The organism is Mesorhizobium sp. M7A.F.Ce.TU.012.03.2.1 (assembly GCF_004006095.1).
GTDB lineage: Bacteria > Pseudomonadota > Alphaproteobacteria > Rhizobiales > Rhizobiaceae > Mesorhizobium.
In genome coordinates, this window is sequence record NZ_CP034779.1 from 1,058,087 (window position 1) to 1,083,999 (window position 25,913).

At 64.0% G+C, this 25,913-nt stretch carries 23 protein-coding genes; 10 read left to right on the forward strand and 13 right to left on the reverse strand.

The window, feature by feature from the left end; translation table 11 throughout:
* Positions 1-109: 109 nt before the first annotated feature.
* The 4 genes from rplT to infC form a co-directional block, all read right to left on the reverse strand.
* Positions 110-511, reverse strand: coding sequence for a 50S ribosomal protein L20 (rplT, locus tag EJ079_RS05025; protein WP_023672281.1), 402 nt, complete (start codon positions 509-511; stop codon positions 110-112).
* A 37-nt stretch (positions 512-548) separates the two neighbouring features.
* Positions 549-752, reverse strand: a complete 204-nt coding sequence (rpmI, locus tag EJ079_RS05030; protein WP_006201248.1) for a 50S ribosomal protein L35 — start codon at positions 750-752, stop codon at positions 549-551.
* A gap of 181 nt (positions 753-933) precedes the next feature.
* A complete protein-coding gene (locus tag EJ079_RS05035; protein ID WP_127808259.1) occupies positions 934-1,581 on the reverse strand; it encodes an isoprenylcysteine carboxylmethyltransferase family protein in 648 nt (215 codons plus the stop codon).
* A 163-nt stretch (positions 1,582-1,744) separates the two neighbouring features.
* Positions 1,745-2,281, reverse strand: a complete 537-nt coding sequence (gene infC, locus EJ079_RS05040; RefSeq protein ID WP_013528312.1) for a translation initiation factor IF-3 — start codon at positions 2,279-2,281, stop codon at positions 1,745-1,747.
* A gap of 205 nt (positions 2,282-2,486) precedes the next feature.
* Here infC and EJ079_RS05045 point away from each other — a divergent pair, with 205 nt between their 5' ends.
* From EJ079_RS05045 to EJ079_RS05060, 4 genes are all read left to right on the forward strand, one after another.
* A complete protein-coding gene (locus EJ079_RS05045; RefSeq protein WP_127808260.1) occupies positions 2,487-3,257 on the forward strand; it encodes an alpha/beta hydrolase in 771 nt (256 codons plus the stop codon).
* Positions 3,257-4,399 (forward strand): benzoate/H(+) symporter BenE family transporter, encoded by a 1,143-nt coding sequence (locus EJ079_RS05050; protein ID WP_127808261.1) that lies wholly within the window; start codon positions 3,257-3,259, stop codon positions 4,397-4,399. Before EJ079_RS05045 ends, EJ079_RS05050 begins: the two co-directional genes overlap by 1 nt.
* 118 nt (positions 4,400-4,517) lie before the next feature.
* Positions 4,518-5,000 (forward strand): DUF2852 domain-containing protein, encoded by a 483-nt coding sequence (locus tag EJ079_RS05055; RefSeq protein WP_127266800.1) that lies wholly within the window; start codon positions 4,518-4,520, stop codon positions 4,998-5,000.
* Between the two features lie 100 nt (positions 5,001-5,100).
* Entirely contained in the window at positions 5,101-5,859 is a 759-nt protein-coding gene (locus EJ079_RS05060; protein ID WP_127808262.1) for a M48 family metallopeptidase, read from the forward strand.
* 5 nt (positions 5,860-5,864) lie between these two features.
* On the opposite strand, the gene EJ079_RS05065 is transcribed toward EJ079_RS05060, so the two are convergent.
* The gene (locus EJ079_RS05065; RefSeq protein ID WP_127289588.1) at positions 5,865-6,083 is read right to left on the reverse strand and encodes a hypothetical protein; all 219 of its coding nucleotides are present in this window, start codon (positions 6,081-6,083) and stop codon (positions 5,865-5,867) included.
* A 112-nt stretch (positions 6,084-6,195) separates the two neighbouring features.
* On the opposite strand from EJ079_RS05065, the gene EJ079_RS05070 reads away from it, so the two are divergent.
* The 6 genes from EJ079_RS05070 (at position 6,196) to EJ079_RS05095 (ending at position 11,936) form a co-directional block, all read left to right on the forward strand.
* Positions 6,196-6,855, forward strand: a complete 660-nt coding sequence (locus EJ079_RS05070) for a phosphoribosylanthranilate isomerase (RefSeq protein WP_127808263.1) — start codon at positions 6,196-6,198, stop codon at positions 6,853-6,855.
* A 92-nt stretch (positions 6,856-6,947) separates the two neighbouring features.
* Complete coding sequence (gene trpB, locus EJ079_RS05075) at positions 6,948-8,168, forward strand: tryptophan synthase subunit beta (protein ID WP_127808264.1); 1,221 nt, start codon at positions 6,948-6,950, stop codon at positions 8,166-8,168.
* A 63-nt stretch (positions 8,169-8,231) separates the two neighbouring features.
* Complete coding sequence (trpA, locus tag EJ079_RS05080; protein WP_127808265.1) at positions 8,232-9,071, forward strand: tryptophan synthase subunit alpha; 840 nt, start codon at positions 8,232-8,234, stop codon at positions 9,069-9,071.
* Between the two features lie 45 nt (positions 9,072-9,116).
* Positions 9,117-10,043, forward strand: coding sequence for an acetyl-CoA carboxylase, carboxyltransferase subunit beta (gene accD / locus EJ079_RS05085; RefSeq protein WP_013528321.1), 927 nt, complete (start codon positions 9,117-9,119; stop codon positions 10,041-10,043).
* Positions 10,044-10,162: 119 nt separating this feature from the next.
* Positions 10,163-11,488, forward strand: coding sequence for a folylpolyglutamate synthase/dihydrofolate synthase family protein (locus tag EJ079_RS05090; RefSeq protein ID WP_127301845.1), 1,326 nt, complete (start codon positions 10,163-10,165; stop codon positions 11,486-11,488).
* Positions 11,489-11,516: 28 nt separating this feature from the next.
* Positions 11,517-11,936 (forward strand): VOC family protein, encoded by a 420-nt coding sequence (locus EJ079_RS05095; RefSeq protein ID WP_127380279.1) that lies wholly within the window; start codon positions 11,517-11,519, stop codon positions 11,934-11,936.
* Between the two features lie 24 nt (positions 11,937-11,960).
* Here EJ079_RS05095 and EJ079_RS05100 read toward each other — a convergent pair whose 3' ends face one another.
* The 8 genes from EJ079_RS05100 to ahcY all read right to left on the reverse strand — a co-directional run bounded on the left by EJ079_RS05100 (position 11,961) and on the right by ahcY (position 25,820).
* Positions 11,961-12,242, reverse strand: coding sequence for a cupin domain-containing protein (locus EJ079_RS05100; RefSeq protein ID WP_127808266.1), 282 nt, complete (start codon positions 12,240-12,242; stop codon positions 11,961-11,963).
* Positions 12,243-12,374: 132 nt separating this feature from the next.
* A complete protein-coding gene (gene trxA, locus EJ079_RS05105) occupies positions 12,375-12,698 on the reverse strand; it encodes a thioredoxin (RefSeq protein WP_013528326.1) in 324 nt (107 codons plus the stop codon).
* A gap of 75 nt (positions 12,699-12,773) precedes the next feature.
* On the reverse strand, positions 12,774-16,292 hold the full coding sequence (gene addA, locus EJ079_RS05110; RefSeq protein ID WP_127808267.1) for a double-strand break repair helicase AddA: 3,519 nt from the start codon (positions 16,290-16,292) through the stop codon (positions 12,774-12,776).
* Positions 16,289-19,423: a double-strand break repair protein AddB gene (addB, locus tag EJ079_RS05115; RefSeq protein WP_127808268.1), complete on the reverse strand. Its 3,135-nt coding sequence runs from the start codon at positions 19,421-19,423 to the stop codon at positions 16,289-16,291. Before addB ends, addA begins: the two co-directional genes overlap by 4 nt.
* Positions 19,420-20,148 (reverse strand): nucleotidyltransferase family protein, encoded by a 729-nt coding sequence (locus tag EJ079_RS05120; protein ID WP_127808269.1) that lies wholly within the window; start codon positions 20,146-20,148, stop codon positions 19,420-19,422. The genes addB and EJ079_RS05120 overlap by 4 nt, the downstream gene beginning before the upstream one ends.
* Positions 20,145-21,656, reverse strand: coding sequence for a tRNA (adenosine(37)-N6)-threonylcarbamoyltransferase complex ATPase subunit type 1 TsaE (tsaE, locus tag EJ079_RS05125; RefSeq protein ID WP_127808270.1), 1,512 nt, complete (start codon positions 21,654-21,656; stop codon positions 20,145-20,147). Before tsaE ends, EJ079_RS05120 begins: the two co-directional genes overlap by 4 nt.
* Before the next feature lie 8 nt (positions 21,657-21,664).
* Positions 21,665-24,220: a PAS domain-containing sensor histidine kinase gene (locus EJ079_RS05130; protein WP_127808271.1), complete on the reverse strand. Its 2,556-nt coding sequence runs from the start codon at positions 24,218-24,220 to the stop codon at positions 21,665-21,667.
* Between the two features lie 199 nt (positions 24,221-24,419).
* Complete coding sequence (gene ahcY, locus EJ079_RS05135; RefSeq protein ID WP_023810629.1) at positions 24,420-25,820, reverse strand: adenosylhomocysteinase; 1,401 nt, start codon at positions 25,818-25,820, stop codon at positions 24,420-24,422.
* Positions 25,821-25,913 lie beyond the last annotated feature (93 nt).

Sequence of the window (25,913 nt, forward strand, 5' to 3'; positions counted from 1 at the left end):
AAAGTGAAAGTCACTTTTAAGTTGAAGTTCAGGCAAAAGAAAACCCGCGCCAGCCGTGCCAGCGCGGGTTCCCCAAATCAGAATTGCGAATGCTTGGGAAGCGCTGGTCTTAGGCGACAGCGCTTTCAAAAGCGTTCGGCGTGGTGTTCTTCAGATATTCGAGCGCCACCTTGGCCTTGGCGACCAGGGCTGCGAAAGCCTGCGGCTCGTGGATGGCCATGTCCGACAGGATCTTGCGATCGATCTCGATGCCCGACTTGTTGAGGCCGTCGATGAAGCGGCCATAGGTCAGGCCATGCTCGTGGGTCGCGGCGTTGATGCGCTGGATCCACAGCGCGCGGAACGAGCGCTTGCGGTTCTTGCGGTCGCGATACGCGTACTGCATCGACTTTTCCACCGCCTGCTTGGCGATGCGGATGGTGTTCTTGCGGCGGCCGTAGAAGCCTTTCGCGGCTTTCAGGACCTTCTTGTGCTTGGCGTGCGAAGTGACGCCTCTTTTTACGCGTGCCATGTCATGATCTCCTTAAAACGTGTCCGGACCGAATGCCTTAGAGGCCGTTCGGCAGAAAATTCTTGATGACCTTCTTGCCATCCGGTTCAGCCAGAACCATCGTGCCGCGGGCATTTCGAATGAACTTGTTGGAACGCTTGATCATGCCGTGACGCTTGCCGGCCGCAGCCGACAGGACTTTACCCGTACCTGTGATCTTGAACCGCTTCTTGGCGGCCGATTTGGTCTTCATCTTGGGCATTTTGCTACTCCGTATTGTTGGCGCACTACCGCGCTTCTTGTTCGCTTCAGGCCGACCAAAGCCCGAAAAGCAAATGAAACCGCCACGGCATGCCCTGCCGGGCGGTTTTCTTGAACCGCGGTGCTATACGTCAAACACGGCCCGCGCGCAACACCTGTGGAGATGCGGCGCTGTGTCCTCGTCAGGGCAGCGTGAACCAGACCGGCAACATGCCTGACTGCTGGGCGCCGTCAATCAATTCAAAGGCCGGCAGCGCGACGAGGAAGACCAAACCGTCGAGCAGCGTGGTCAACAGCAGGCGCGGCTTGAAGTTTCCGGTATTGCCCTCCTGGTAGAGCGACAGTTTCGGGAAAAAGCGCGGCACCCGCGCCAGATAGGCCTGATACGGCGCGCCGAGCGCTTCCTTGAGGAACTTCTCCTCGCGCAGGATGACGATATGGAACGCCCCCGCGCACAAAAGCCCGAAGAGGATGATGCCGGAGAACGAACCGATCTGCGCGCCGACGCCAGCCGCGGCTACGGTCGAGAACACATAGAGCGGGTTGCGGGTTATCGAGTAAGGCCCGCCAGTCACCACCTCGGACGATTTGCGCCCGCCTATGTAGAGTGTCGCCCAAAGGCGGCCCACGATGCCGAGGAAAATCAGCAGCACGCCGAACATTTCGATCGTCTCGTGCACGGCTGTGTCGGGCGGAAACGTCGATTGGCCAAACAGCAATGCTGCAAACAGCACGACCACGAGAACGGCAAGCACTATCCGGCGCATATGCTGGTAATTGCCCAGCCCGTGTTTGAAGTCCACGTCCGAAACCTTGACTTCATCGACCATAGTGAATCCGATCGTCAGGAATTTTGCCGGCGATCGCAGCGTCTGAACAAGAAGAAGGCGTCCCGCCGATCGCCGGGACGCCTTGCGATGTGATTCAGGCGGATTTAAGCGCGATGGCCAAGCCTGACGTTATCGTGATCCTAGATACGCGCCGATGCAGATCTTAGCGCGGCGACAGCACCATCATCATCTGGCGGCCTTCGAGCTTCGGTTCCGCCTCGACCTTGGCAATCGTCGCCACTTCCTCACGGACCTTGTTCAGAAGCTGCATGCCGAGTTCCATATGCGCCATCTCGCGGCCACGGAAGCGCAGCGTCAGCTTGACCTTGTCGCCTTCCTCGAAGAAGCGGCGAACCGCCTTCATCTTGGTCTCGTAGTCATGGCTGTCGATGTTCGGGCGCATCTTGATCTCCTTGATCTCGATGACCTTCTGGTTCTTGCGCGCCTCGGCCGCCTTCTTCTGGTTGGCGTATTTCAGTTTGCCGAGATCGAGTATCTTGACGACGGGGGGTACCGCATTGGGCGATATCTCGACGAGATCGAGCCCAGCCTCTTCGGCGAGCAGCAATGCGTCGTTGATGGAAACATCGCCGCGGTTCTGGCCTTCGGCGTCGATAAGCTGGACCCGGGGAACCCGGATGTCACGGTTGGAGCGCGGGCCATCCTTGGTCGGCGCCGCTGCTTTGAAAGGTCTGCGAATGGTCGTGGTCTCCTTGGCCGTTTCGTTCAGGGTCTGTCAGTGTTGATGCATGGACGCGCCAATGTGGTGAGCGCGCGGGCGGAGTCAATAGCACAGCATTGACAGAAAATCACCCTGATCGCTGCTCTGCACCAAACAAACAACATCGTGAGCACTTTTCGCCACGCCACCGTCCGTGTCACAAGACCGGCGTTGAGGAAAAGCCATGACTGCCACGCCCCCAATCTTTCTGGATGTAGATGGATCGCGCATCGCGGTGCGCCATACTGCTGGCTCTACGCCGGGCATCGTCTGGCTCGGCGGCTACAAGTCGGACATGCTGGGCACGAAGGCTCAGACGCTGTCGGACTGGGCGGCAAAAGAAGGCCGCGCCTTCCTGCGCCACGATTATTCCGGCCATGGCGAATCCGGCGGCGCCTTTGCCGACGGCACGATTTCGACATGGCTTGCGCAAAGCCTTGCCGTGTTCCGGCATTTCACCCGGGGCAGCCAGGTCCTGGTCGGCTCCTCGATGGGGGCCTGGATCGCGCTGCGCATGGTGCAGGAATTGCGCAAGGCAGGCGATAGCAACGTCGCCGGCCTGGTGCTGCTGGCGCCGGCCCCGGATTTCACCGCCGAACTGGTCGAACCGGTGCTGACCAAGGCGCAGAAGCGCGATCTCGCCAAAAAAGGTTTCTTCGAAGAGCCGTCGGACTATTCCACGGAACCCTACATCTACACCCGCGCGCTGATCGAGGACGGGCGCGACAACCGGGTTATGACAGGCCCGATCGACACCCATTGCCCGGTGCACATCCTGCAGGGTCTGGCCGATGCAGATGTGCCGGCAAGCCATGCGCTGAAGGTGGTCAGCCTGCTGCCCGCCGACGACGTGACACTGTCACTGATCCCCGACGGCGACCATCGCCTGTCGCGACCCCAAGATCTCGACATGCTGGTTAGGGCCGTCGATGCGATGGTGCAGAGGGGAAACTGATGCGCGCATCCATTCCGATATCCGCTTTCGTCGCGGCGATCGTCGGCTTCGGCGGCACGCTGGCCATCGTCATCGCAGCCGCCAACGCAGTCGGCGCGACGCAGATCGAGACGGCAAGCTGGGTGACGACGATCTGCCTGGCCATGGCGATCGAGAGCCTGTGGCTGTCATGGCGCACGAAGATGCCTGTCATCACCGCCTGGTCGACGCCGGGCCTGGCGCTGATCGCGGCATCGAGCGGCTTTTCGATGGGTGAGGCCGTCGCCGCCTTCATCGTCACCGGCGTCCTTCTGATCGCCACCGGGCTGTTTCGGCCCCTGACCAAGCTGATCTCGAGGATACCGCCCTCCGTTGCCTCGGGCATGTTGGCTGGTATCGTCGTCACCTTCGCGCTCAATGCGGTGAAAACCATTCCAATCGACCCGTGGCTGATCCTGCCGCTGATCGCTGCCTTCTTCGTTATCAGGCTGTTCAACCCGGCGCTGTCGGTGCTGGCGGTTCTGATCGGCGGTGGCCTCGCCGCTTTCCTCACCGGCCGTGTCGGTGGCCTGCCGACACCGGAACTGTCGACGCTTACGCTGATTGCGCCTGACTTCACCACCAAGGCGGTGATCGGCCTGGCACTGCCGCTCTACCTCGTCACCATGGCGTCGCAAAACCTGTCCGGCCTCGCCGTGCTGCGCGCCGCCGGCTATCACCCGGAGCCCGGCCCGCTGATCGGCGTCACGGGCCTGTTTTCGCTGCTGTCGGCGCCGTTCGGCGGCTCGACGACCAATCTGGCGGCGATCTCGGCGGCGATCTGCACCGGACCGGACGTCCACCCCGATCCCGCCGAGCGCTGGAAGACCGGGCCGTTCTATGCACTCGCCTATCTCATCTTTGCTATTTTCGGCGCTTCGCTGGTGGCGATCTTCGCGGTGCTGCCGCAGAGCCTGATCGTGCTGGTGGCAGGCCTGGCGCTGATGGCGTCGCTCGCCAACGCGCTGTCTATCGCGCTGAAGGAAGAGGCGGATCGCATGGCCGCCACCGTCACCTTTGTCGTCACCGCGTCGGGTCTGACGCTGTTCGGCGTTGGCGCCGCATTCTGGGGCCTGATTGCCGGGCTGGTCGTGCTTTTCCTCGATATGATCAAAAAGCGATAATCATTTCAGATGCTTGTCCGGATTTGGCGGACATTGTCTTGAATCGCCGTTTTTCTCTTCCCATTTCGATTCCACGCAGCCCGGATTTGGCTGTCTCCAACCGAAGGAATGGGAGAAAATGAACGCATCCGCATTGATCCGTCCGGCCTGGACGCCGGCAACCATCGCGTTGATGGTTGTAGGTTTCATGGTGTTCTGGCCACTCGGCTTCGCCATGCTCGCCTACATCATCTGGGGCGACCGCCTCGATGGCTTCAAGCGTGACGTCAACCGCGCGACCGACGGCATCTTCGCCGGATGCCGCCGCGGTTCCGACAAGGCCGCGCGCTGGGGCAATGGCTCCGCCCGCACCGGCAACGTCGCTTTCGACGACTGGCGCGAAAAGGAACTTGAGCGGCTGAACGAAGAGCGCCGCAAGCTCGACGAGATGCTGACCCAGTTCGACGAGTATGCCCGCGAATTGCGCCGCGCCAAGGACCAGGACGAGTTCGACCGGTTCATGGCCAACCGCAACAAGTCGACGGCTCCGACGAAGACCGATCCAAGCACCGGAACGACGACCACCAAGCGTGGCAAGGGCTCGAACCTGCTTGACGACTGAGGCCAAGCGACTGGCCACATCGTGAAAAAACGGCGTCGCGCGAGCGGCGCCGTTTCTTTTTTGTTCTAGTCGTTTTTCTCGAATCGCGTATCGTCCCGCCATGACTCTCGGCTTCTTTCGCAATCTGACAAAGCCCAAGCCCACGCCTGTCGTGGAGCGCGAATATTGCGTCGCCGGCCGCACGCTGCCGCTCAAGATCGTCGAGAGCGCCAGGGCGCGCCGAATGACGCTGCGCATCGATTCAGGCGGCCAGGGTCTACGCATAACCGTGCCGCCAGGCCTGCGCCGCGGCGAAGTGGACAGGTTCCTCGAGCGGCACCAGGACTGGCTGGAGCAGCGACTGGCCAAGGTGCCGACGCGGCCGCAGGTGCGGCCCGGCATCAGGATCCCGGTGCGCGGCGTGCCGCACCGCATCGTCCATGAACCATCAAAGCGCGGCACCGTCACCGTGTCGCGCGACGAACGTGGCCCGCTCTTGATCGTGCATGGCGACCGCATACATCTGCCGCGTCGCCTCGCCGATTTCCTCAAGCGCGAGGCCAAGAAGGAAATCGAGAAGCTGGTGGCCAAACACACCGAGGCGCTCGGCAAGCGCGCCAAGGCTATCCGCTTCAAGGACACATCAAGCCGCTGGGGGTCATGCACCTCCGAAGGCAATCTGTCCTTTTCCTGGCGCATCATGATGGCGCCGTCGCCGGTCATCAACTACCTCGTCGCGCATGAAGTGGCGCATCTCAAGGAGATGAACCACGGTCCGAAATTCTGGAAATTGTGCCAAAAGCTCTGCCCCGACACCGATCGCTGCAAGGACTGGCTGAAGCGCAATGGCGGTGCGCTGCAGGCGATCATGTTCGAGTAGATCGCTCAGTCGTCGTTGGCGGCGTTCAAGTCCTCAGGCCGTAGCCCTTCATCGCCATGATGCGGCCACGGCAGGAAATTGCCGTCGAATTCATCGCCGCCGAAATAGTCGAGCGCGCGGTGCGCCTCGGCGCCGTTGAAGGCGGCCTTGTCGATCAGGTGCGCGATGACCTCGCGCGCCTGCGCGATCTTCTGCCTGAGTTCGGCAATTGTCCTGTCGGTCATGATCGTGCTCCCGCCATGTGTCCTATTCATCCATAGGTAGCGCCTTTGGCCGCGCCGGCAAACAGCATGCTTTTTCTCGACTCTTATCGCTTTTCATGCCAATTCCCGCGCCATGGCACTCGAAATCAAGATCTGCGGCTTGAAGACCGACGCGGCAATGGCCGCGGCGCTGGCCGGCGGCGCCAGCCATGTCGGGTTTATCTTCTTCGCCAAAAGCCCACGCTATGTCGAACCCGCCGAGGCTGGCCGTCTGCGCGAGGCGGCGCGCGGCAAAGCGACGGCGGTTGCCGTCACCGTCGATGCCAGCGACGCTTTCCTGGATGAAATCCTTGCCCAAATGCAGCCCGACATGCTGCAACTGCATGGCGCGGAAACGCCCGAGCGCGTCGCCGAGGTCAAAGCCCGTTATGGTTTGCCGGTGATGAAGGCGCTGCCGCTCAGCGAGGCTGCCGATCTCGAACGGACAAAGCCGTTCATCGGCATAGCCGACCGGTTCCTGTTCGACGCCAAGCCGCCGAAAGGCTCAGAGCTGCCGGGCGGCAATGGTGTGGCCTTCGACTGGCACATCCTCGCCGGCCTTGACGGCGGCGTCGATTACATGCTTTCCGGTGGGCTCAACGCCGCCAATATCGGCGATGCCCTTCGGCTTGCCGACCCGCCCGGAATAGACATTTCCTCAGGCGTGGAAAGCGCGCCGGGCATCAAGGATCCGGCGCTGATCGAACAGTTTTTCCGGGCCGTCAGGACCGCGCGGAACACCCGCGCAGCCTAGTAGTGCCTTAAACCAGAGCATGTCCCGGAAAAGTGGGAACCGGTTTTCCGACAAGGACATGCTTCATAAGTCAAGATGCCAGGAGATCGGCGATGAACAAGCCGGCGACACCCAATTCCTTCCGCACCGGACCCGACGAACAGGGCATGTTCGGCATTTTCGGCGGTCGTTTCGTTGCCGAAACGCTGATGCCGCTGATCCTCGATCTGGAGCGGCACTGGAACGAGGTCAAGAACGATCCGGATTTCAGGGCTGAATTGACGGACCTGTCGACCCATTATGCCGGGCGACCCTCGAAGCTCTATTTCGCCGAAGGCCTCACGAAGCATCTCGGCGGCGCAAAGGTCTACTTCAAGCGCGAGGATTTGAACCACACCGGTTCGCACAAGATCAACAACTGCCTCGGCCAGATCCTGCTGGCCAAGCGCATGGGCAAGAAGCGCATCATCGCCGAGACCGGCGCCGGCCAACATGGCGTGGCATCGGCCACGGTCGCGGCCCGCTTCGGCTTCCCCTGCGTCGTCTATATGGGCGCCACCGACGTCGCCCGGCAAAGCCCCAACGTCTTCCGCATGAAGCTGCTGGGCGCCGAGGTCCGGCCGGTGACCGCTGGCCACGGCACGCTGAAGGACGCCATGAACGAGGCGTTGCGCGACTGGGTGACCAATGTCGAGGACACCTATTACCTGATCGGCACCGCCGCCGGCCCGCATCCCTATCCGGAGCTGGTGCGCGACTTCCAGTCGGTAATCGGCACCGAAGCGCGGGCGCAGATCCTCGAGCAGGAAGGCCGACTGCCGGACACCATCATCGCCGCTGTCGGCGGTGGTTCGAACGCCATCGGCCTGTTCCATCCCTTCCTCGACGACAAAGAGGTCCGCATCATCGGCATCGAGGCCGGCGGACGCGGCCTTGACGGCATCGAGCATTGCGCCTCGATGAATGCCGGCGCGCCCGGCGTGCTGCATGGCAACCGCACCTATCTCCTGCAGAACGCCGACGGCCAGATCATGGACGGCCATTCGATCTCGGCCGGCCTCGATTATCCCGGCGTCGGGCCGGAGCACTCGTGGCTGCGCGATTCAGGCCGCGTCGAATACGTGCCGATCCTCGACGACGAGGCGCTCGAGGCCTTCAAGCTGACGACGCGCGTCGAAGGCATCATCCCGGCGCTGGAATCCGCGCATGCCATTGCGCACGCGGTGAAGATCGTGCCTGCCATGGACAAGGACCAGATCGTCATCGTCAACCTGTCCGGCCGTGGCGACAAGGACGTGCATACGGTGGCCTCGATGCTGGGTATGGAGATCTAGGCCCCTTTGGACAGTTTCGATTTGGGAGTTGATTATGAGCAAAATTCGTCCAAAGGGCCAGACATGGTGACCCGGATCGACCGCCGCATGGCAAAACTGAAAGCCGAAGGCCGCCCGGCGCTCGTCACCTATTTCATGGGCGGCGACCCTGGCTACGACACCTCCCTGTCGATCATGAAGGCACTGCCCGGCGCAGGCTCCGACATCATCGAGCTCGGCATGCCGTTCTCCGATCCGATGGCCGACGGCCCGGCGATCCAGGCGGCGGGCCTGCGGGCGCTGAAGGGCGGCCAGACGCTGGTCAAGACGCTGAAGATGGCGGCCGACTTCCGGACCAGTGACAATGAAACGCCGATCGTGCTGATGGGCTACTACAATCCGATCTACATCTATGGCGTCGACCGCTTCCTCAAGGACGCGATCGCCAGCGGCATCGACGGGCTGATCGTCGTCGACCTGCCGCCCGAGATGGACGAAGAACTGTGCATTCCGGCGCTCAAGGCCGGCATCAATTTCATCCGGCTGGCGACACCGACGACCGACGACAAGCGCCTGCCGAAAGTGCTGCAGAACACGTCGGGCTTCGTCTACTATGTGTCGATGACCGGCATCACCGGCTCGGCGCTGGCCGACACCGGCAAGGTGGCGGCGGCGGTCAAGCGCATCAAGGGCCATACCGACCTGCCGGTCTGCGTCGGCTTCGGCGTCAAGACCGCCGAGCAGGCGCGGGTGATCGGCGCCAACGCCGACGGTGTCGTCGTCGGCACCGCGATCGTCAATGCGGTGGCCAATGTGCTGGGACCGAAGGGCGAGATGACCGCCGACCCGGCCGAAGCCGTCGCCACGCTGGTCAGCGGCCTTGCGCAAGGCGTGCGCTCGGCCCGCCTTGCTGCTGCCGAATAGTTCTCCTACCTCTTCCCAATCCTCGTCAGGACAGGAGCCGAAGCGATGAACTGGATCACCAATTACGTTCGCCCGAAGATCAATTCGATGCTCGGCCGGCGCACCGACATGCCCGAGAACCTCTGGATCAAGGATCCGGAGACCGGCGAGATGGTGTTCCACAAGGACCTGGAATCCAACCAGTTCGTCATTCCCTCGTCCGGCCATCATATGAAGATTTCGGCCAAGGAGCGGCTGAAATTCTTCTTCGATGGCGGCAAATACGAGACCCTGGACAACCCCAAGGTGATGCAGGATCCGCTGAAATTCCGCGACGAGAAGCGCTATGTCGACCGGTTGAAGGACGCCAAGGCCAAGACCGGCCTTGAGGACGCGATCATCAATGCGCTGGGCACCGTCGAGGGTCTGCCGGTGGTGGTCACGGTGCAGGATTTCGCCTTCATGGGCGGCTCGCTCGGCATGGCCGCTGGCGACGCCATCGTGCATGGCTTCGAAGTGGCCCTGCAGCGCAAGCGGCCGCTGATCCTGTTCGCCGCTTCCGGCGGCGCGCGCATGCAGGAAGGTATTTTGTCCCTGATGCAATTGCCGCGGACAACGGTTGGTGTCGACCGGCTGAAGGAAGCCGGCCTGCCCTACATCGTCGTTTTGACCAACCCGACCACGGGCGGCGTGACCGCCTCCTATGCCATGCTGGGCGACGTGCACATTGCCGAGCCCGGCGCGCTGATCGGCTTTGCCGGACCGCGCGTCATCGAACAGACGATCCGCGAGAAATTGCCCGACGGCTTCCAGCGCTCCGAATATCTGATGGAGCACGGCATGGTCGACATGGTCGTATCCAGGCTGGAAATGCGTGAAACGATCGCGCGCCTGCTCAAGATGCTGCTCAAGCTGCCGGAAGAGCAAAAAACGCTGGAGCCGGAAATCCTGCCCCCGGCGGTGGTCGCCGCGGAAGCTCGGCCGCAAGCCTGAAGCGACACGAAGCGCCGCGACCGCGATTGCACGGGTGCTTCGGCGCGCTGTAGCTTTTGATTGCCATGGCCATCCGAAACCGATTCTGGTTTTCACGGCTCATGCGCTAGGATTCTGCCATGACGACGCTTGCCGCCGACCGCGAAATCGAAGCCCTGATGGCGCTTCATCCGAAAGGCTTCGACCTTTCGCTCGACCGCATTTCGCGGCTGCTGGAGCGGCTTGACGATCCGCAGGATCGGCTGCCACCGGTCATCCACATCGCCGGCACCAACGGCAAAGGCTCGTGCGCCGCCTTTTCGCGCGCCCTACTCGAGGCCGCGGACTACCGCGTCCATGTTCACACCTCGCCGCATCTGGTCAACTGGTATGAGCGTTACCGGCTGGCCGCCGATGGCGGCGGCAGGCTGGTCGAGGACAGGGTTTTCGCCGATGCTATTGCCCGTGCGGCCAGAGCCAATGAAGGCGAGAAGATCACCGTCTTCGAGATCCTCACCGCCGTCACCTTCCTCTTGTTTTCCGAACACCAGGCCGACGCCGCCATCATCGAGGTCGGGCTCGGCGGCCGCTTCGACGCGACCAATGTCGTCAAGGAGCCGGCCGTGTCAGTGATCATGCCGGTGTCGCTCGACCACGAGGCCTATCTCGGGGACCGTGTCGAACTGATCGCGGCCGAAAAGGCCGGTATTATCAAGCCCGGCTGTCCGGTGGTCATCGGCGCGCAGGAGAGCGAAACGGCGCTGCAGGTGCTGATCGAAACCGCCGAGCGGCTTGAATGCCCCACCTTCGTCTACGGCCAGGACTTCCTTGCCTTCGAGGAAAACGGCCGCATGGTCTACCAGGACGAAGACGGCTTGATGGACCTGCCACCGCCCAGGCTGCCCGGACGCCATCAGTTCGCCAATGCGGCGGCGGCGATCGCCGCGGTCAAGGCGGCCGGTTTCGAGATCAGCCATCGCGCCGCCGAAAAGGCGATGATCAATGTCGCCTGGCCAGGGCGTATGCAGAAGCTGATGCAGGGCCGGCTGGCCGAACTGGCACCCAAGGGCGCCGATATCTGGCTCGACGGTGGCCACAATCCGGGGGCCGGCGTGGTGGTTGCCGAAGCGTTGGCCGAGCAGGAAGAGAAGAACCCGCGTCCGCTGTTCCTCATCTCGGGCATGATCAACACCAAGGACCAGAGCGGCTATTTCCGTGCCTTCAAGGGCCTCGCCCGGCATGTCTACACGGTGCCGGTGAGCCTTAGCGAGGCCGGCGTGCCAAACGACGAACTGGCGGTCCGCGCGACGGAAGCCGGGCTGACCGCCGAGCCGGTGAGTTCCGTCGCCAGCGCGCTGATGCTGTTGCGCGACACCTGGGACGGCCCGGCGCCACGCATCCTGATCAGCGGTTCGTTGTATCTGACCGGCGCGGTGCTGGCCGAGAACGGCACCCCGCCGACCTGAAGGCGGATTTTTCTGCGAGGAGCCAGTCATGATCAAGGTCAAGCAACTCGCCCATGTCTGCATCTTCGCCAACGACCTTGAAGCGACACGAAGCTTCTATCGCGACGTGCTGGGTATGGACACCCGCTTCAATTTCCTGCGTGACGGCAAGATTTTCGGGTTCTACCTCGATTGCGGCGGCGGCAGCCATGTCGAGGTGTTCGGGAAAAACGAGGCCCGCTATGGCGACCTGAACCAGATCAACCACTTCTGCCTAGAAGTGGAGAACATTGATGCCGCGATCGCCCACATCAGGTCGAAAGGTGTCGACGTCACCTCAAAGAAACTGGCCTGCGATGACACATTTCAGGCCTGGATCCGCGATCCAAACGACGTGAAAATCGAGTTGTTCGAGTACACCGAAAAAAGTGCACAATTCGCCGGCGGCGACCGCATAGCCGACTGGTGAAAAGCGCCTGCCAGCCCTGACGGCTTACTTCAGCTCGATCTCGATAAAGGCGTATTCGCCTTCATTGGCGTTGATGACGTCGTGCTCGACGCCCTCCTTGCGGAAATAGGGCGTGCCCTTCTTCATTTCGGCGAAGGTCTCGCCGTCCTTGGTCAACAGCTTCACCTTGCCGTCCATCAGCGGCACGACGACATAGTCGTGGCCGTGGCGATGCCAGCCGGTGTTTTCGCCCGGCGCGAAGCGGTACTCGGTGACGATAACGCGCTCATTGTCGATGAAGACGGTGGCCTTGGCGGATCCGGTCATGGGTTTCTCCTGTCTGGCTCAAGCAGATGACATGGAGTGGCCGGACGCGAGAGCCAGAGCCACGCACCCGATGACGCCAACAAAAAGCCCGGCGCGAGGCCGGGCTTGATGGTCATATGAATTTCAGATGGATCAGGCGAGATTGCCATTGATCCAGTGCGACAGCGCGGTCTTGGGCGCCGCACCGACCTTCATGTCGGCCATTTCGCCGCCCTTGAAGATCATCAGCGTCGGGATCGAGCGCACGCCGAACTGGGCGGCAAGCTCCGGATTCTCGTCGATGTTGAGCTTGGCGATCTTGACCTTGGCGCCGAGTTCGGTGGCGATGTCTTCGAGCGCTGGCGCGATCATCTTGCAGGGACCGCACCATTCCGCCCAGAAATCGACGACGACCGGTACGTTGGCGTCAAGCACGTCGGCCTGGAAGTTGCTCTTGTCGACCTTCACGGTTGCCATATGGAAAATCCTTTTGAAAGTTTTTGTCTCACCAAATGTGGTGGCGATCGCGCCCTTCTTCAAGCAGGTGTTGTGTCACGCTCCCGTGAGTCGGGCAAGGGCGTCGTCCATGGCACCGGCCGGCAGCTCGATCAGCCGCGGCGCCTCGGTGAACAGCAGGGCCGCCTTTACCGTGCGGCCGGGATAGAGCGGCTGCAACAGGGCGCGATAGAGCGCGAGCTGGAGCAGGTAAGCTGGCGGCACCTCGGCTAGAGTGGCGGGCGCCGGCCGGTTGGTCTTGTAGTCGATAATCGATACCGTGTCCGGCGTCACCGCCAAACGGTCGATCTTGCCGGAAATCGAGCGCTTTTTGCCCTTTACTTCCAGGCTGCCCATGATCGCGACCTCGGCACGTGACGATGGTGCAAACAGCTGACCGAAGCCGACGTCGGCAAGGATTGATGTCACCGCCGCCAGGGTTTTTTCGCGCTCTGACGGCGGCCAGTCCGCGCCCGTTCGCAAGAGATAGCGCTCCGCCGCGCGCTGGCGTTCGGGCTCGGCAATGCCGGGCAGCATCTGCAGCAGTTTGTGCAGGGCAAGCCCGCGCAGCACGGCAAAGCCCGGCTCGGCATCGGCGTCCAGCACCGGAGACGCCTTGTCGACCACAGCTTCCTTGCCTTCGTCGATCAGCGCCGAGGGGCCCGATGGCGAGAGCGGACGCGGCAGATCCTCGAACGGCGGCAAGGGCCGAAACAGGGTCGACGGCAAAGGTCCGAAAGCATCTGTCGGCCGCGCCTGCTCGCTGGAAGCCAGTGCGACGGGCGGCAGCTTGGTGACATGGAAACGATGCACCGGTTCGCCACCGGGGGGATGCGGACGCTGTTCGCTCTCCGGAGCGCCGATCAGCGCGCGGCTGACGATCGAGTGCCAGGTGCCGGCGTTCGGCGCCCGCTTGCCGTGATAGCCGCAGACGATCAGCCGGTCCTCGGCACGGGTCATGCCGACATAGAGCAGCCGGCGGTATTCGTCGTCGGCGAGTTCCCGTGCCCGCGCCGCCGCTGCTTTGGAAAAGCCGTTGGCGACGTCGCTGGCAGAGCGCCAGAGATAGCCCTTGCCGTCCCAATTCGCGCCGGAGCCATCGACGGGCATCAGGCGCGGCAGATGCTGGTCACTGAACGGGGCGGAACCGCCATCGACCAGGAACACGACCGGCGCTTCCAGCCCCTTGGCGGCATGCACGGTCATGACCCGGACCTCGTCGCGGGTCTGGTCCATCTCGCGCTTGATCTCGGGACCGGCGTTTTCCAGCGTCGACAGGAAGGCTTCAAGCCCCGGCAGGCCGGTCCGTTCCTCGGCCAGGCAGAAGCTGAGGAACTCGTCGAGGATGTCGCCGGCTTCGGGCCCGAGCCGCGCGATCATCTTGCGGCGCACGCCATCACGCGCCAGCAGCCCGGCGTAGAACTCGAACACCGGTTTGAAGGCGGCCTCGTTCGTCCAGATGTCGACCTGGGCGACGATCTTCGCCAGTCTCTCGCTGTCGCCGGCGTGCTGTCGCAGCGACGCGATCAGCGACAAGCCGGACGGCCTCTGCGCGGCGAGCGTGAAAAGCGTCTCTTCCGGCAGATCGAAGATCGGACTGCGCAGCACGGCGGCAAGCGACAGATCGTCCTGCGGCTGGATGAGGAGATGACCGAGCGCAATCAGGTCCTTGACCGCGATGTGTCCAGGCAGGCTCAGCCGGTCGGCGCCGGCGACCGGAATGTCGCGGCGTTTGAGTGCGCGGGTCAGCGCATGGACGAAGCGATCGCGCTTGCGCACCAGCACCAGCACGTCGCCCGGCCGCAGCCGCTTGCCGCGGCCTTCGACGATTTCGCCACTGCCGATCCAGCCGGCGATGGTGGCGGCGACGTTCTCGGCCACGCGCACCGCCGGCGCATGCGCATGATCGATGGCTTGCGTCCAGTCGTCGGGCTCGTCGACCACATCGGCGCCGACTGACGGCCACACCTCGACATAGCCCGGTGCGTCGGTGCGGATCGCCTGGTGGCGCAGCGGATCGGGATCATGGCTGATGCCGCGCCGCACGCTCGCGTCGGCAAAGACGCGGTCGACCGCGGTCAGAACATCGTCGGTCGAGCGGAACGACCAGGTCAGCTTGAGGTCGGCAAAGGACGCCTCGGCGTCGCGCACCCGTCCGGCGAACAACAGCCGGCTGTCGGCGAAGGAGTCCGGGGCGGCACCCTGGAACGAATAGATCGACTGCTTCTCGTCGCCGACGGCGAAGACCGTGCGATGGACCCTGTCGCGCGCGCCAAAGCCGGCAAAGAATTCTTCCGCCAGCCGCTTCACCACTTCCCATTGATCGGGGCTGGTGTCCTGCGCCTCGTCGAGCAGGATATGGTCGATGCCCTGGTCAAGCTTGTATTGCACCCATGGGCCGGCGTCTGGCCGCGCCAGCAGGTTGACGGTGCGGGTGATCAGGTCGTTGAAATCGAGAAAGCCGCGGCTGCGCTTCAGCATTTCGTAGCGGGCGATCAGCCAGTCGGCGATGGTCAGCGCCGCTCTTGTACCCTCCAGCATCCGGAACAGGGCCAGCCGGTCGGTGGTTTCGACGATGGCATTGGCGGCCGAGAGATAGCGCTCCGCCAGATCCGGCAGCCGGTCGACCAGGGCCTTCCTGAAGGCCTTTGCCGGGTCGTAGGCGTCGCCATCGGTCTTGAGGAAGGCTCGCGCCAGCAGTTGCAGGCGCCGAATGGGATCGCCCTCGGCGAAAGCCTGCCGCGCATAGGGCAGGATGTTGTTCAGCACCGATCTGGCGTCGGTGGCCTCGGCTGCGTGGGCGAAGCCGGCAAAATAGTCGGGCAGGAAACCCGGCAACGGCCATACCGAAGCGGCTATGCCCTCGGCCGTCTGGCCTGGATGGAAATGGAATTCGTCGAACAGGGCCTGGAAGCGCGTGCCATCACGCCCGACGGCGTCGATGAAATTGCGCAAGCCGTCGCGCTTGCGCACGATCTCACCCAGCAAGGCGTCGAGCCCGGCTTCGCCGCCCCGATCGAGAATGGCGGCAAAAGCCTCGGCCAGATCCCTGTCGCCGGCGGATGTGCCCGAAATCATCTCGCGGCGCGCCGCGGCAAACAGCGAGGCTTCCATCTGGCCGTCGAGCATCTCGAAATGGGCCGGGATGTTGGCTTCCAGCGGGAACTGGTGCAGCACCGATTCGCAGAAGGCATGGATGGTCTGGATCTTCAGCCCGCCGGGTGTTTCCAGCGCCTCGGCGAACAGGCGCCGCGCCCGGCGCATGGTCTCGAGATCGGGCCGGCGCCCCTCCAGAGCCTCGACCTTTGCCGCCAGATCCGCGTCACCAAGCGTCGTCCACTCCGACAGTGTCGAGAACACCCGGTTGGACATGTTGGCGGCGGCGGCGCGCGTATAGGTCAGGCACAGTATCTTCGACGGATCGGTGCCGCGCAGCAGCAGCCGGATGACGCGCTGGGCCAGCACATGGGTCTTGCCGGATCCGGCATTCGCCGACACCCAGGCGGAATTGCCGGGATCGGCGGCGCGGGCCTGGCTGGTCGCGGTGTCGCTGGGGATCGGATAGGCCTTTTTCATGCCTCTCCTCCCTCGTCACCGGCATCGCCGCCTGCCGACCATTCGAGCACGCGGGCAAGATGGTCGTAGTCGCCATCAGTCTCGCCTTCGCGGAACGGCAGCGCGCGCGACAGATAACCCGTCGCAGGATCGGCATAGTGGATCAACAGCTTTTCCAGCCGCGCCCAGGCCTCTTCGGCAAGATCGGTCGCGGTCCGCGGCTGGCGATTGTGTTCGAGGATGGATTCCTCGAACACCTCGCCATTCGGCTTCAGCCTGATGAAGGCCAGTTGAGAGGGCTCGCGCGCGCCTAAATCCTTGAAGGCGCCGCGCCTGAGCAGCGCACCCTCCAGCGCCAGTTGCGGCGCTAGCAGTGTGTGCGCCTGCGCCTTGGACGGCGAGGAACCGGTCTTGTAATCCAGTATGTCGGCCATGCCACCGGCCAAAAGGTCGACCCGGTCGGCGTAGCCGGACAGAGTCACGCCGGACTGGCCGACAACGGTCTTGCCGGCGCGCTCCTCGGCATAACGCCTTGTCACCGCATCGGCGCGCGTGCGCTCCCACTCGATGATGTTGGCGGCGAGTTTCTCGAAACGTGGCCACCACACCGCCTCGACATCGGCCGGAAGCGCGGCCCCGGCAAAACAGGCGCGGCCGGCGGCGATAAGGCCGGCGAGCGCCTCGGGGGTGCGCGGATCGGCGACACTGCCTGAGAACAGGTGCAGGATGGCGTGAAACAGCGTGCCGCGCTCGGCCGCACCAGGATCGCGGATGACCTGATCGAGCGGCATCAGGCCAAGGATGCGTCTCGCATAGACGGCGTAGGGGTCACGGCGCAGGGTCTCGATCTCGGTGACCGAGAAATGCGTCGGGCGCACCGACAGCGGCGGCTTCGGCTGCGGCCGTGGCGCGAAATCCTGCCTTGGGCCGGTATCCAGCGCGCGCGCCCAGGCGAGCAGTTCGTCGCCACGCCGGCGCAGCTCCGCTGCCTGGTCGCTGCCGATGAAGGTCAGCAGCCGCTGCAGCCAGCGCGACGGCACGGCGGGGGCGTCGCCGGCACGCGCCGAGCGGGACAGCACCACTTTCCCAGCGCCCATGGCCATCTGGAAATCATGCGCGGCAAGGCCGATGCGCCGCTCGGGCGGTTCGAGGTCGATGCCGGTCTTCATCAGCCGCGACATGAAGCGGTCGCTCTCGGGCTTGCGCGGCCATACGCCCTCGTTGAGCCCGCCGATGACCAGCGTGTCGACGGTCTGCAATCGGGCTTCCAGCGCACCCCAGATGGCGATGTTCCGGTCGGTGCCTTGTGCCGGCTTGACCGTTTCAGGCGCGATCAGCGCCGCCATGATATCGGGCCACTCGGTCGCCGCGAAGGACAGTGAAGCCGAAGCCGAGACCAGCCCGCGCAGCAGTTCGGCAAGCTTTTCACCGGCGTCACCGGCATAGAGCTCGCCAAGACCACCGTCGGCGGTGCGGCCGAGATTTTCGAGTGAGACGACACTGGCCCTGACAAGCGCGGCAAGGTTGGCGTCATCCCGGCCGCGGAAGGCTGCGAGCGGCGCCAGCGCTTGCTTGAGACGTTCAAGCAAATTCCGGGCAGTTTCGATGGAGCGCACGGTCAGCCGGGAAAACCAGAAGGGCTGTCGACTGCCGCCGCCCAGGCCGGTGAGGCGGGCCTCGAACAGTTCCGGCAGCGAAACGATGTCTGGGCGGCCGGTGCCGCCGCGCAGCGCCACCAGCTCGACGAGTTCCGCCGCGTGGCGCACATCGGCCCGTTCGAGGCCGAGGCCAAGCAGCGGATGCTTGAGCAGCGACAGCAGGCCAACCGGATCGCCTGGCCTGAACAATGCCTCGAGCGCCAGCCTGAGCAGGCTGGCCGCCGGGGTGTTGGCGAGCGGCGTGCCACCGGAATCGTCGGCGACGACGCCGAAGCGCTGGAGCTCGATCGAGACGCGCCGTGCCAATGCGCGATCGCCGGTGACGAGAGCCGCCCTTTGGCCGGGCTGTTCGACCGCGCGCTTGAGCGCGACGGCGATGGCGACAGCTTCATCACGTTCGCTGGCAGCTTCGAGCAGGGTCACCTCGGCGAAGGCGCCGGCAATGTGGGACGCCGGGAAGCCCGCACGTGTCTCGGCCCAGAGTTCGGTGGTTTCGGCCGGCCGCAGCGCTTCGCCGACAAGAGCGGCGCGAAGCGCAAGTCGCGGTTCGGCCACGCCAATCTCCTCGACGTCGCCGCGCAATACGCCGATCTTGCCTATCAGCCTGGCCAGGCCATATTGCGGGTGGCCGAGCACAGCTGGACGCGCGCCGGGCGCGGCAATCGCCTGGAATGACGCTTCGTCCAGCGTTCGGTCGAGACCCGGCAGCACAATGGCGCCGCCGGGCAGGCGCGCGATGGCGGCAAGCAGTTCAGCCGTGGCGGGGATCGAGCCGGTCGACCCTGCGGCGATGACCGGGCCAGCGGGCGGATTGCGCAGCAGCCGCGCCGCCTCGGCGCGGATCAGCGCGCTGCGATGCGCGGCCGGATTGGAGCGGTCGCTTTCCGCGAGGAATTTCGGCCAGGCTTCGGTGACGATGCCGAGGAATTCGAGGGTCACCTGCCACCATCCGGCAAGGTTGCCGGTCACCAGATCGGTGAGCTTGGCCCAGTCCGTTCCTTCCGTCTCGATCTCGTCCATCAGCCGGGCGAGATCGCGCGCCAGCCAGATCGCGTCGGCGGTGGAAGCCGGGATGACGATCTCCTCGGCAAAGAGGGCGGCGACATGTGCCGGCAGCCGGCGTTTCCAGGCGCGCACCAGCGGCGTCAGCAGCAACAGGCGTTCGGTTGCCGAAATCGGCGGCGCGAGATCGATGGCCGCCGATGCCTCGGTCTCGAACGCGGCCTCATCTTCGTCGAACTCGCCGAGCGGCCGGATGACCGGCAGGATTGCCGAGCCGCCGCCGCCGCGTGCCGCCAGGCTGTCGACGAAGACACCCCGCAAGGCACGCGCGGCACGGCGTGTCGGCACATAGATGGTGACATCGGCCAAAGCGAGCGGGTCGCCGTCAAATCGAAACCCCGGAACAAGGCGACCGGCAAGCAGCGCCTCGGCAAGCGTCGGCAGAAACGGCGCTCCGGGCGGGATCGAGAAAACGCGGCTGGAGCCGCTCATTGCGACTCGATGAGCGCGCCGGCGACCGCCGCTTCCGCGAGCGGTACGGCATCGGGCGTGCCGACGGTGACCCAGTGGCCATGCATGGGCATGCCGAACAGGCGGCCGGCCGCGATGGCGGAATCGAAATAGGCGTTGAGCGAGTGCGGCCCGGCCGGTGCACCCTCGAACAGGCGCGGATGGACGATCGCCGCCCCGGCATAGATCAGCCCCGCCGGGTCGCCTTGCGAACGCCGCAAGCCGCCATCCGGCGCCACCAGGAAATCGGTGCTGCCGCAGTGTCCGGTCGCCTGTTGGAGATCCGCCAGCATCAGCAGAATATCCATTTTCGCCGCGTCCCATGCAAGGGCGAGGCGCTGGAGATTGAGAGGACCGTCATCGATCCAGAACGTGTCGGCGTTGAGGATGTAGAAGGGCTGATCGCCCAGTTCGGGCAACGCCTTGACGATGCCGCCGGCGGAATCGAGCAGTTGTTCGCTCTCGTCAGAAATGACGATGTTTGGCGCGCGGCGGGCAGTGACATGGGCGACGATCTGTTCGGGAAAGTAGTGGACGTTGACCACGGCCTTCGCGACGCCGGCGGCGGCCAGGCTGTCGAGGCTCCAGTCGAGCAACGTCTTGCCGGCAATCTTGACCAGTGGCTTGGGAATGGTGTCGGTGATCGGCCGCATGCGTTTGCCAAGCCCGGCGGCAAGTACGATGGCGGTGTCCGGTCTTGCTGTCACAGCGCTCGCTCCTCCAGCAAACCGTGGGCGTCGTAGAACTCGCGCAGGCTTGCCAGCGCCGGATGAGACAGAGCCCGGCGCAGATAGTCGCGGATGCGCGGCAGGTGCTTCAGATAATAGGGCTTGCCGTCGCGTTTTTCGAGGCGAACGAAGATACCGAGTATCTTGGAGTTTCGCTGCGCCGCCATGACGGCGTAGGATTCCAGGAAGCTTGCTTCGTCGAAAGCCCCGGCTGCGTGGCGCGCCGTGACATAGGCATCCAGCGTCTGTTTCTCGATCTCGGGCGAGATGGTGACCCGCGCGTCCATAGCGAGCGAGGCGACGTCATAGGCGCAAGGGCCGATCAGCGCATCCTGGAAATCGACAATGCCCAATCGATCATGCCCTGAACGGTCGCCGCGCCAGATGATGTTGGGCGAATGGAAGTCGCGCAGCATCAGCGTGACCTCGCGGCCCTGCAGCCGGTCGAGGAGTGCGTTCCATTGCTTGTGGTAGCCGGCGCGCAAGCTGTCGCTTGCCGGGCTGCCCGATATCGCCGGCACGTACCAATCGACCAGCAGATCGGCTTCGATCATCATGGCATCGCGGTCGAAAGGCGGCACATCGTGGAAGCCGCCTTGCCCTGTTTCCAGGCGCTGCGGCCAGGCCCTGCCATGCATCATGGCCAGCAGCTCGGCCGCCGCTGCGCAACGCTCGGCCAGCGGCTGGCCATCGCCGCCGAGGAAACCTTCGGAACCAAGATGTTCGAGCAGCAGGAAACCTTGCTCCTGGTCCTCGGCATGGATTTGCGGAACGCTGACGCCACCTTCCTTCAAGGCGCGGTCGATGGCGACGAAGGCGGAGACCGACTGAGCGGTATGCGCGATCTCGGCATAGGGCTTGCCGTCGCGCACAGGCGGACCGAGAACCAGCCGTGGCGAGTTCATCAAGACCCGAGGCTTTTGGTCCGGCAACGAAACGATCTCGTAGGAGCGGGCCGAAGCATCGCCGATGAAATGGCGGCGCTGCGCTTCCCCCCAGCCGGCGTTCACAAGAAAGTCGCGCATGGCCAGCGATCGTGCCGCCCGATCGAAGGCATCACCCTGGCCTGACAATCGCGCCAGCCGGCCGTCGCCATGCTGGACGAGCTCGATCAGGACCGTGGTTTTCGGCAGATGGGCTTCCGCCCGTTCCGGCCATTCGACCAAAGCAGCACCCTGCGCCAGGGCTTCGTCGAACCCAAGCTCATCGAGCTCGTCCGCCGAGGACAGGCGGTATAGATCGAAATGATGGACCGGAATGCGGGTGTCGTAGCTCTGCACCAGCGTGAAGGTCGGACTCGGAACCTCGAGGCCGGCATCGTCGGCCAAGGTCCTGATCAAGGCCCGCGCCAGCGTCGACTTGCCGGCGCCGAGATCGCCCTTGAGGGCAAGCACGTCGCCTGGGCGCAGCGACAGCGCAAGATCCTCGCCCAGCCGCGCTGTGTGTGTTTCGTCGGCGAGTAAACGCTCCAGCACCAATCCCGTCATCGAGCGCGCTACTCGGCCGCGGCGCGGATGCCCGGCATGTCTGGAAAGGTGCAGATGACGGTCGTGCCCTTGTCCTTGCCGGTTTCGATGCGAACGCTGCCGCCATGCAGCTCGACGAAGCTCTTGACGATCGACAGGCCGAGGCCGGCGCCGCGCCGGCGGCCGCCATTGGCGCGCGGCTCGAAACGGCGGAACACCGAATCGAGCACATCCGGCGGCATGCCGGGACCATCGTCATGAACCGAGAATTCCACCCCATCCGCCAGATGGCGGCATGTGAGCCGGATGATGCTGGCTTCCGGGGCGTAATTGGCGGCGTTGCTGAGCAGATTGTAGAGGATCTGGCGGACGCGGACCTCATCGCCGTGAAACGTCTTCGGCGCCGCGATGGCGTCCACCTGGAGACTGATCGAATGCTCTTCCAGCCGGTCGGCCACCAGTTCGGCCGCAGCGGCGATGGTGCGATCGACCTGCACCTCGGAAATGTCGAGCTGCATGATGCCGGCGTCCACCGTCGCCAGGTCGAGGATATCGTTGACGATGGTGAGCAGGACCGCGGAGGACGAGCTGACATGCTCGACATATTCGCGCTGTTTCTGCGTCAGCGGACCGGTCGTGGGCTGCGACAGGAGTTCGGTGAAGCCGATAATGTTGGTCAGCGGCGAGCGCAGTTCATAGGAGACGTGCTGGACGAATTCGTTCTTGAGCTGGTCGGATTTTTGCAGCGCCTCGTTCTTGTCCTTCAGCGCCCGCTCTACATGGACGCTGTCGGTCACGTCGACGAAGGTCATCATCACCTGCCCGTTGGGCAGCGGGATCATGGCGTAACTCAGCACATTGCCGTTGTTGAGCTCGGTCTGTCCGTGGCGGTCGCGGCGCTCGTCGTCAAAGCCGGTGATGGCGGCAACGAAGCTGGGCCAGGGGCTGTCCGCGGCCTGCCGGTCGCAGAGGTCACGTATCGTCGACACGTGGACACTGGGCTTGGCCGCTTCACCGCTCAATCCCCAGAGAGTGGCAAAGGCAGGATTCGACAGCCGGAGCCTGCCGTCGGGTCCGAACACCGCCACGCCTTCGGCAAGATTGTCGAGCGTCTCGCCCTGAACCCGCACGGCTGTCTGGTAGCGGCTTTCGAGGTCCATCTTCTCGGTCAGGTTCTCGAACACCCAGGTCACGCCGCCCTTGGGCTGCGGATTGGCGACGACGCGAATGGTCTTGCCATCCGGCAGATGCCACCAATGTTCCTGGGATTCGACGGCGCGATAGGCGCCGAGCAGGCCTTCCTTCCAGCGGCGCCATTCAGGCTGTTCGGCGATCTTGCCTTCGCTGCGCAGCCGGTCGAGCAGCAAGGCATTGTCGGGTGCGCTGTGCAGGAAGCCGGCGTCCAGCCCCCAAAGCTTCTGGAAGGCTTGATTGAAGAACCGCAGCTTCTCGTCGGTGTCGAAAATGGCGACTGCCGTGTTGAGCTGGTCGAGCGTGTCGGCGTGGCTTCGCACCGTCCGTTCGTATTCGCCGCGAACGGCCTCAATGGCACTGGTGTCACAGGCAAGGCCGGCCGAGCCATCGCTGCCGGCGAAATCGGTGACCGCGAACACACGGCGGTCACCTTCGATCACGGTGGACAGCGACTGCTCGAAAACCGGATGCGTCTTGTGCTGGGCGGCAATCGCATCGCGCGCCTGGCCGCCGAGGAACTCTTTTTTCTCCCGGACCGCGGCTTCGGCATTTTCGGCTTCGACGGCATCGGCATAGGCGCGGTTGACCCACTTCAGCCCGCCACCCTCGCCGCGGAGCCATGCCGGCATGTTCAGCGCGTCGAGCAGGCCGATCATCGTGTCGTGGTCGGCGGCCAGCCGCTGGTTCTCGATCTTCAGCCTGGCCTGGCTGCGCTGCGTCTCCGAGAGCGAGACGAAACGCACGAGCACATGCGCGGCACTCTTGCGGCCATGCACTTCGAGCGGCGCACCGGCCTGCGATTCGATGACGAGGTCGAAGGGTTTGGCCTTCTCGCGCAATCCCGCGACGGCATGTTCGAGTGCCGCCGCCGAACGCGGCATCAGCCAGCGGCCGAAAGCGAGAAAAGCGGCCCTATCCTCGGGAGCGCCGCTTTCGACGGGCAATGTGCCGATAAGCTCGGGCTTCTTGTTTTCCGCGGCCCAGACGACCACGCGCTGGTCACGGAGATTGAGCAGCGCCTCGGAGCGGCGGAGCGCCGCGTTGATGTCGGCGAGGCGGCTCCTGAGTTCGACATTCTCCGCCGAGGTGCGGGCTCTTTCGCGGATGAGAACGATGGCCGATATCAGTGCGGCACCCGTCACGCCGACGAACACGGCAAGCTGCATGACCTCGATGGCGCTCACCGACAGTCCCGCGACGCTGGCAGCAGCGGTTTCGGCATGCGCGACGGCGCCAGCCAAGGGGCCCGCGAGCGCGGAGGTGGCAAGGAATGTCGACGCACGGGCGCGCCAGGACAGGCTCCCGCCTTCCAGGGCGGAGCCAGCAATCCCCGAATCGTCATGGCCGCCGGAAACGGCCCGTCCCGCTCTGTGCGGGTGTTGCCCCGGCATGTCTTGGTCCTCTCCGCCGCCTGAATGCAAGACCGCCCTGATGCGTGCCTCTCTTGACCCTCTCGGGCTGGAAGCATCGCCGAATCACCTGACAATAACCCCTCGCCGAATCGCCGTGAAGGCTGATGGCGCGCAAAAATAAGGCCGGGCGAAAAGTCAATCGCCCGACCTCAATATCTGGTAGTAATTTTAGCTTTGGTTAATAGCGGTAGTGTTCCGGCTTGAACGGGCCCTGCGGCGTGACGCCGATATAGGCGGCTTGTTCACCCGACAGTTCGGTCAGACGGGCGCCGAGCTTGTCGAGATGCAGGCGCGCGACCTTTTCGTCGAGATGCTTGGGCAGGACATAGACCTGGTTCTCGTACTGGCCGGGCTTGGTGTAGAGTTCGATCTGCGCCAGCACCTGGTTGGTGAAGGATGCCGACATGACGAAGCTCGGGTGGCCTGTGGCGTTGCCGAGATTGAGCAGCCGCCCTTCCGACAAAAGGATCATCCGCTTGCCGTCCGCGAAGGTGATCATGTCGACCTGCGGCTTGACGTTGGTCCATTTCAAATTGCGCAGCGCGGCGACCTGGATCTCATTGTCGAAGTGGCCGATGTTGCCGACGATGACCATGTCCTTCATCGAGCGCATATGGTCGAGGGTGACGACATCCTTGTTGCCGGTGGTGGTGATGACGATGTCGGCGGTGGGGGCCGCATCTTCCAGCGTGACGACTTCAAACCCGTCCATCGCCGCCTGCAGCGCGCAAATCGGATCGACCTCGGTGACCTTGACGCGGGCGCCGGCGCCCTTGAGCGAGGCCGACGAGCCCTTGCCGACGTCGCCATAACCGCACACGACAGCGACCTTGCCGGCCATCATCGTGTCGGTGCCGCGGCGGATGCCGTCGACCAGCGATTCCTTGCAGCCATATTTGTTGTCGAACTTCGACTTGGTGACCGAGTCGTTGACGTTGATGGCGGGGAAGGGCAGCAGGCCCTTCTTCTGCAGCTGATAGAGCCGGTTGACGCCGGTGGTCGTCTCTTCGGTGACGCCGCGGATCGCCGCCTTCTGCTTGGTGAAGAAGCCGGGCGAAGCCTTCAGGCGCTTCTTGACCTGGGCGTAGAAGTATTCCTCTTCCTCGCTCTGCGGGTTGGACAGCACATCCTCGCCGGCCTCGGCGCGGGCGCCGATCAGGATGTACATGGTGGCATCGCCGCCATCATCGAGGATCATGTTGGAGAGGCCGCCGTCGGCCCACTGGAAGATCTTGTCGGTGTAGTCCCAATACTCCTCGAGCGACTCGCCCTTGACGGCGAACACCGGGATGCCGGCTTCGGCGATGGCCGCGGCCGCATGGTCCTGGGTCGAGAAGATGTTGCAGGAGGCCCAGCGGATATCGGCGCCCAGCTCCTTCAGCGTCTCGATCAGCACCGCCGTCTGGATCGTCATGTGCAGCGAGCCGGTGATGCGCGCGCCCTTGAGCGGCTGCTTGGGACCGAATTCCTCACGGCAGGCCATCAGGCCCGGCATTTCGGTTTCGGCGATCTCGAGTTCCTTGCGGCCCCAGCCGGCAAGCGAGATGTCGGCGACCACATAGTCCTTGCTACCCGTCATGGCAGTACTCCGATGCGAATGTTGTGCTTGCGAATTTGTTGCGGGCACGCCCGCGCCGGTCGGCGCGTCGAAGGGCGCGAATTGCCGGCCTGA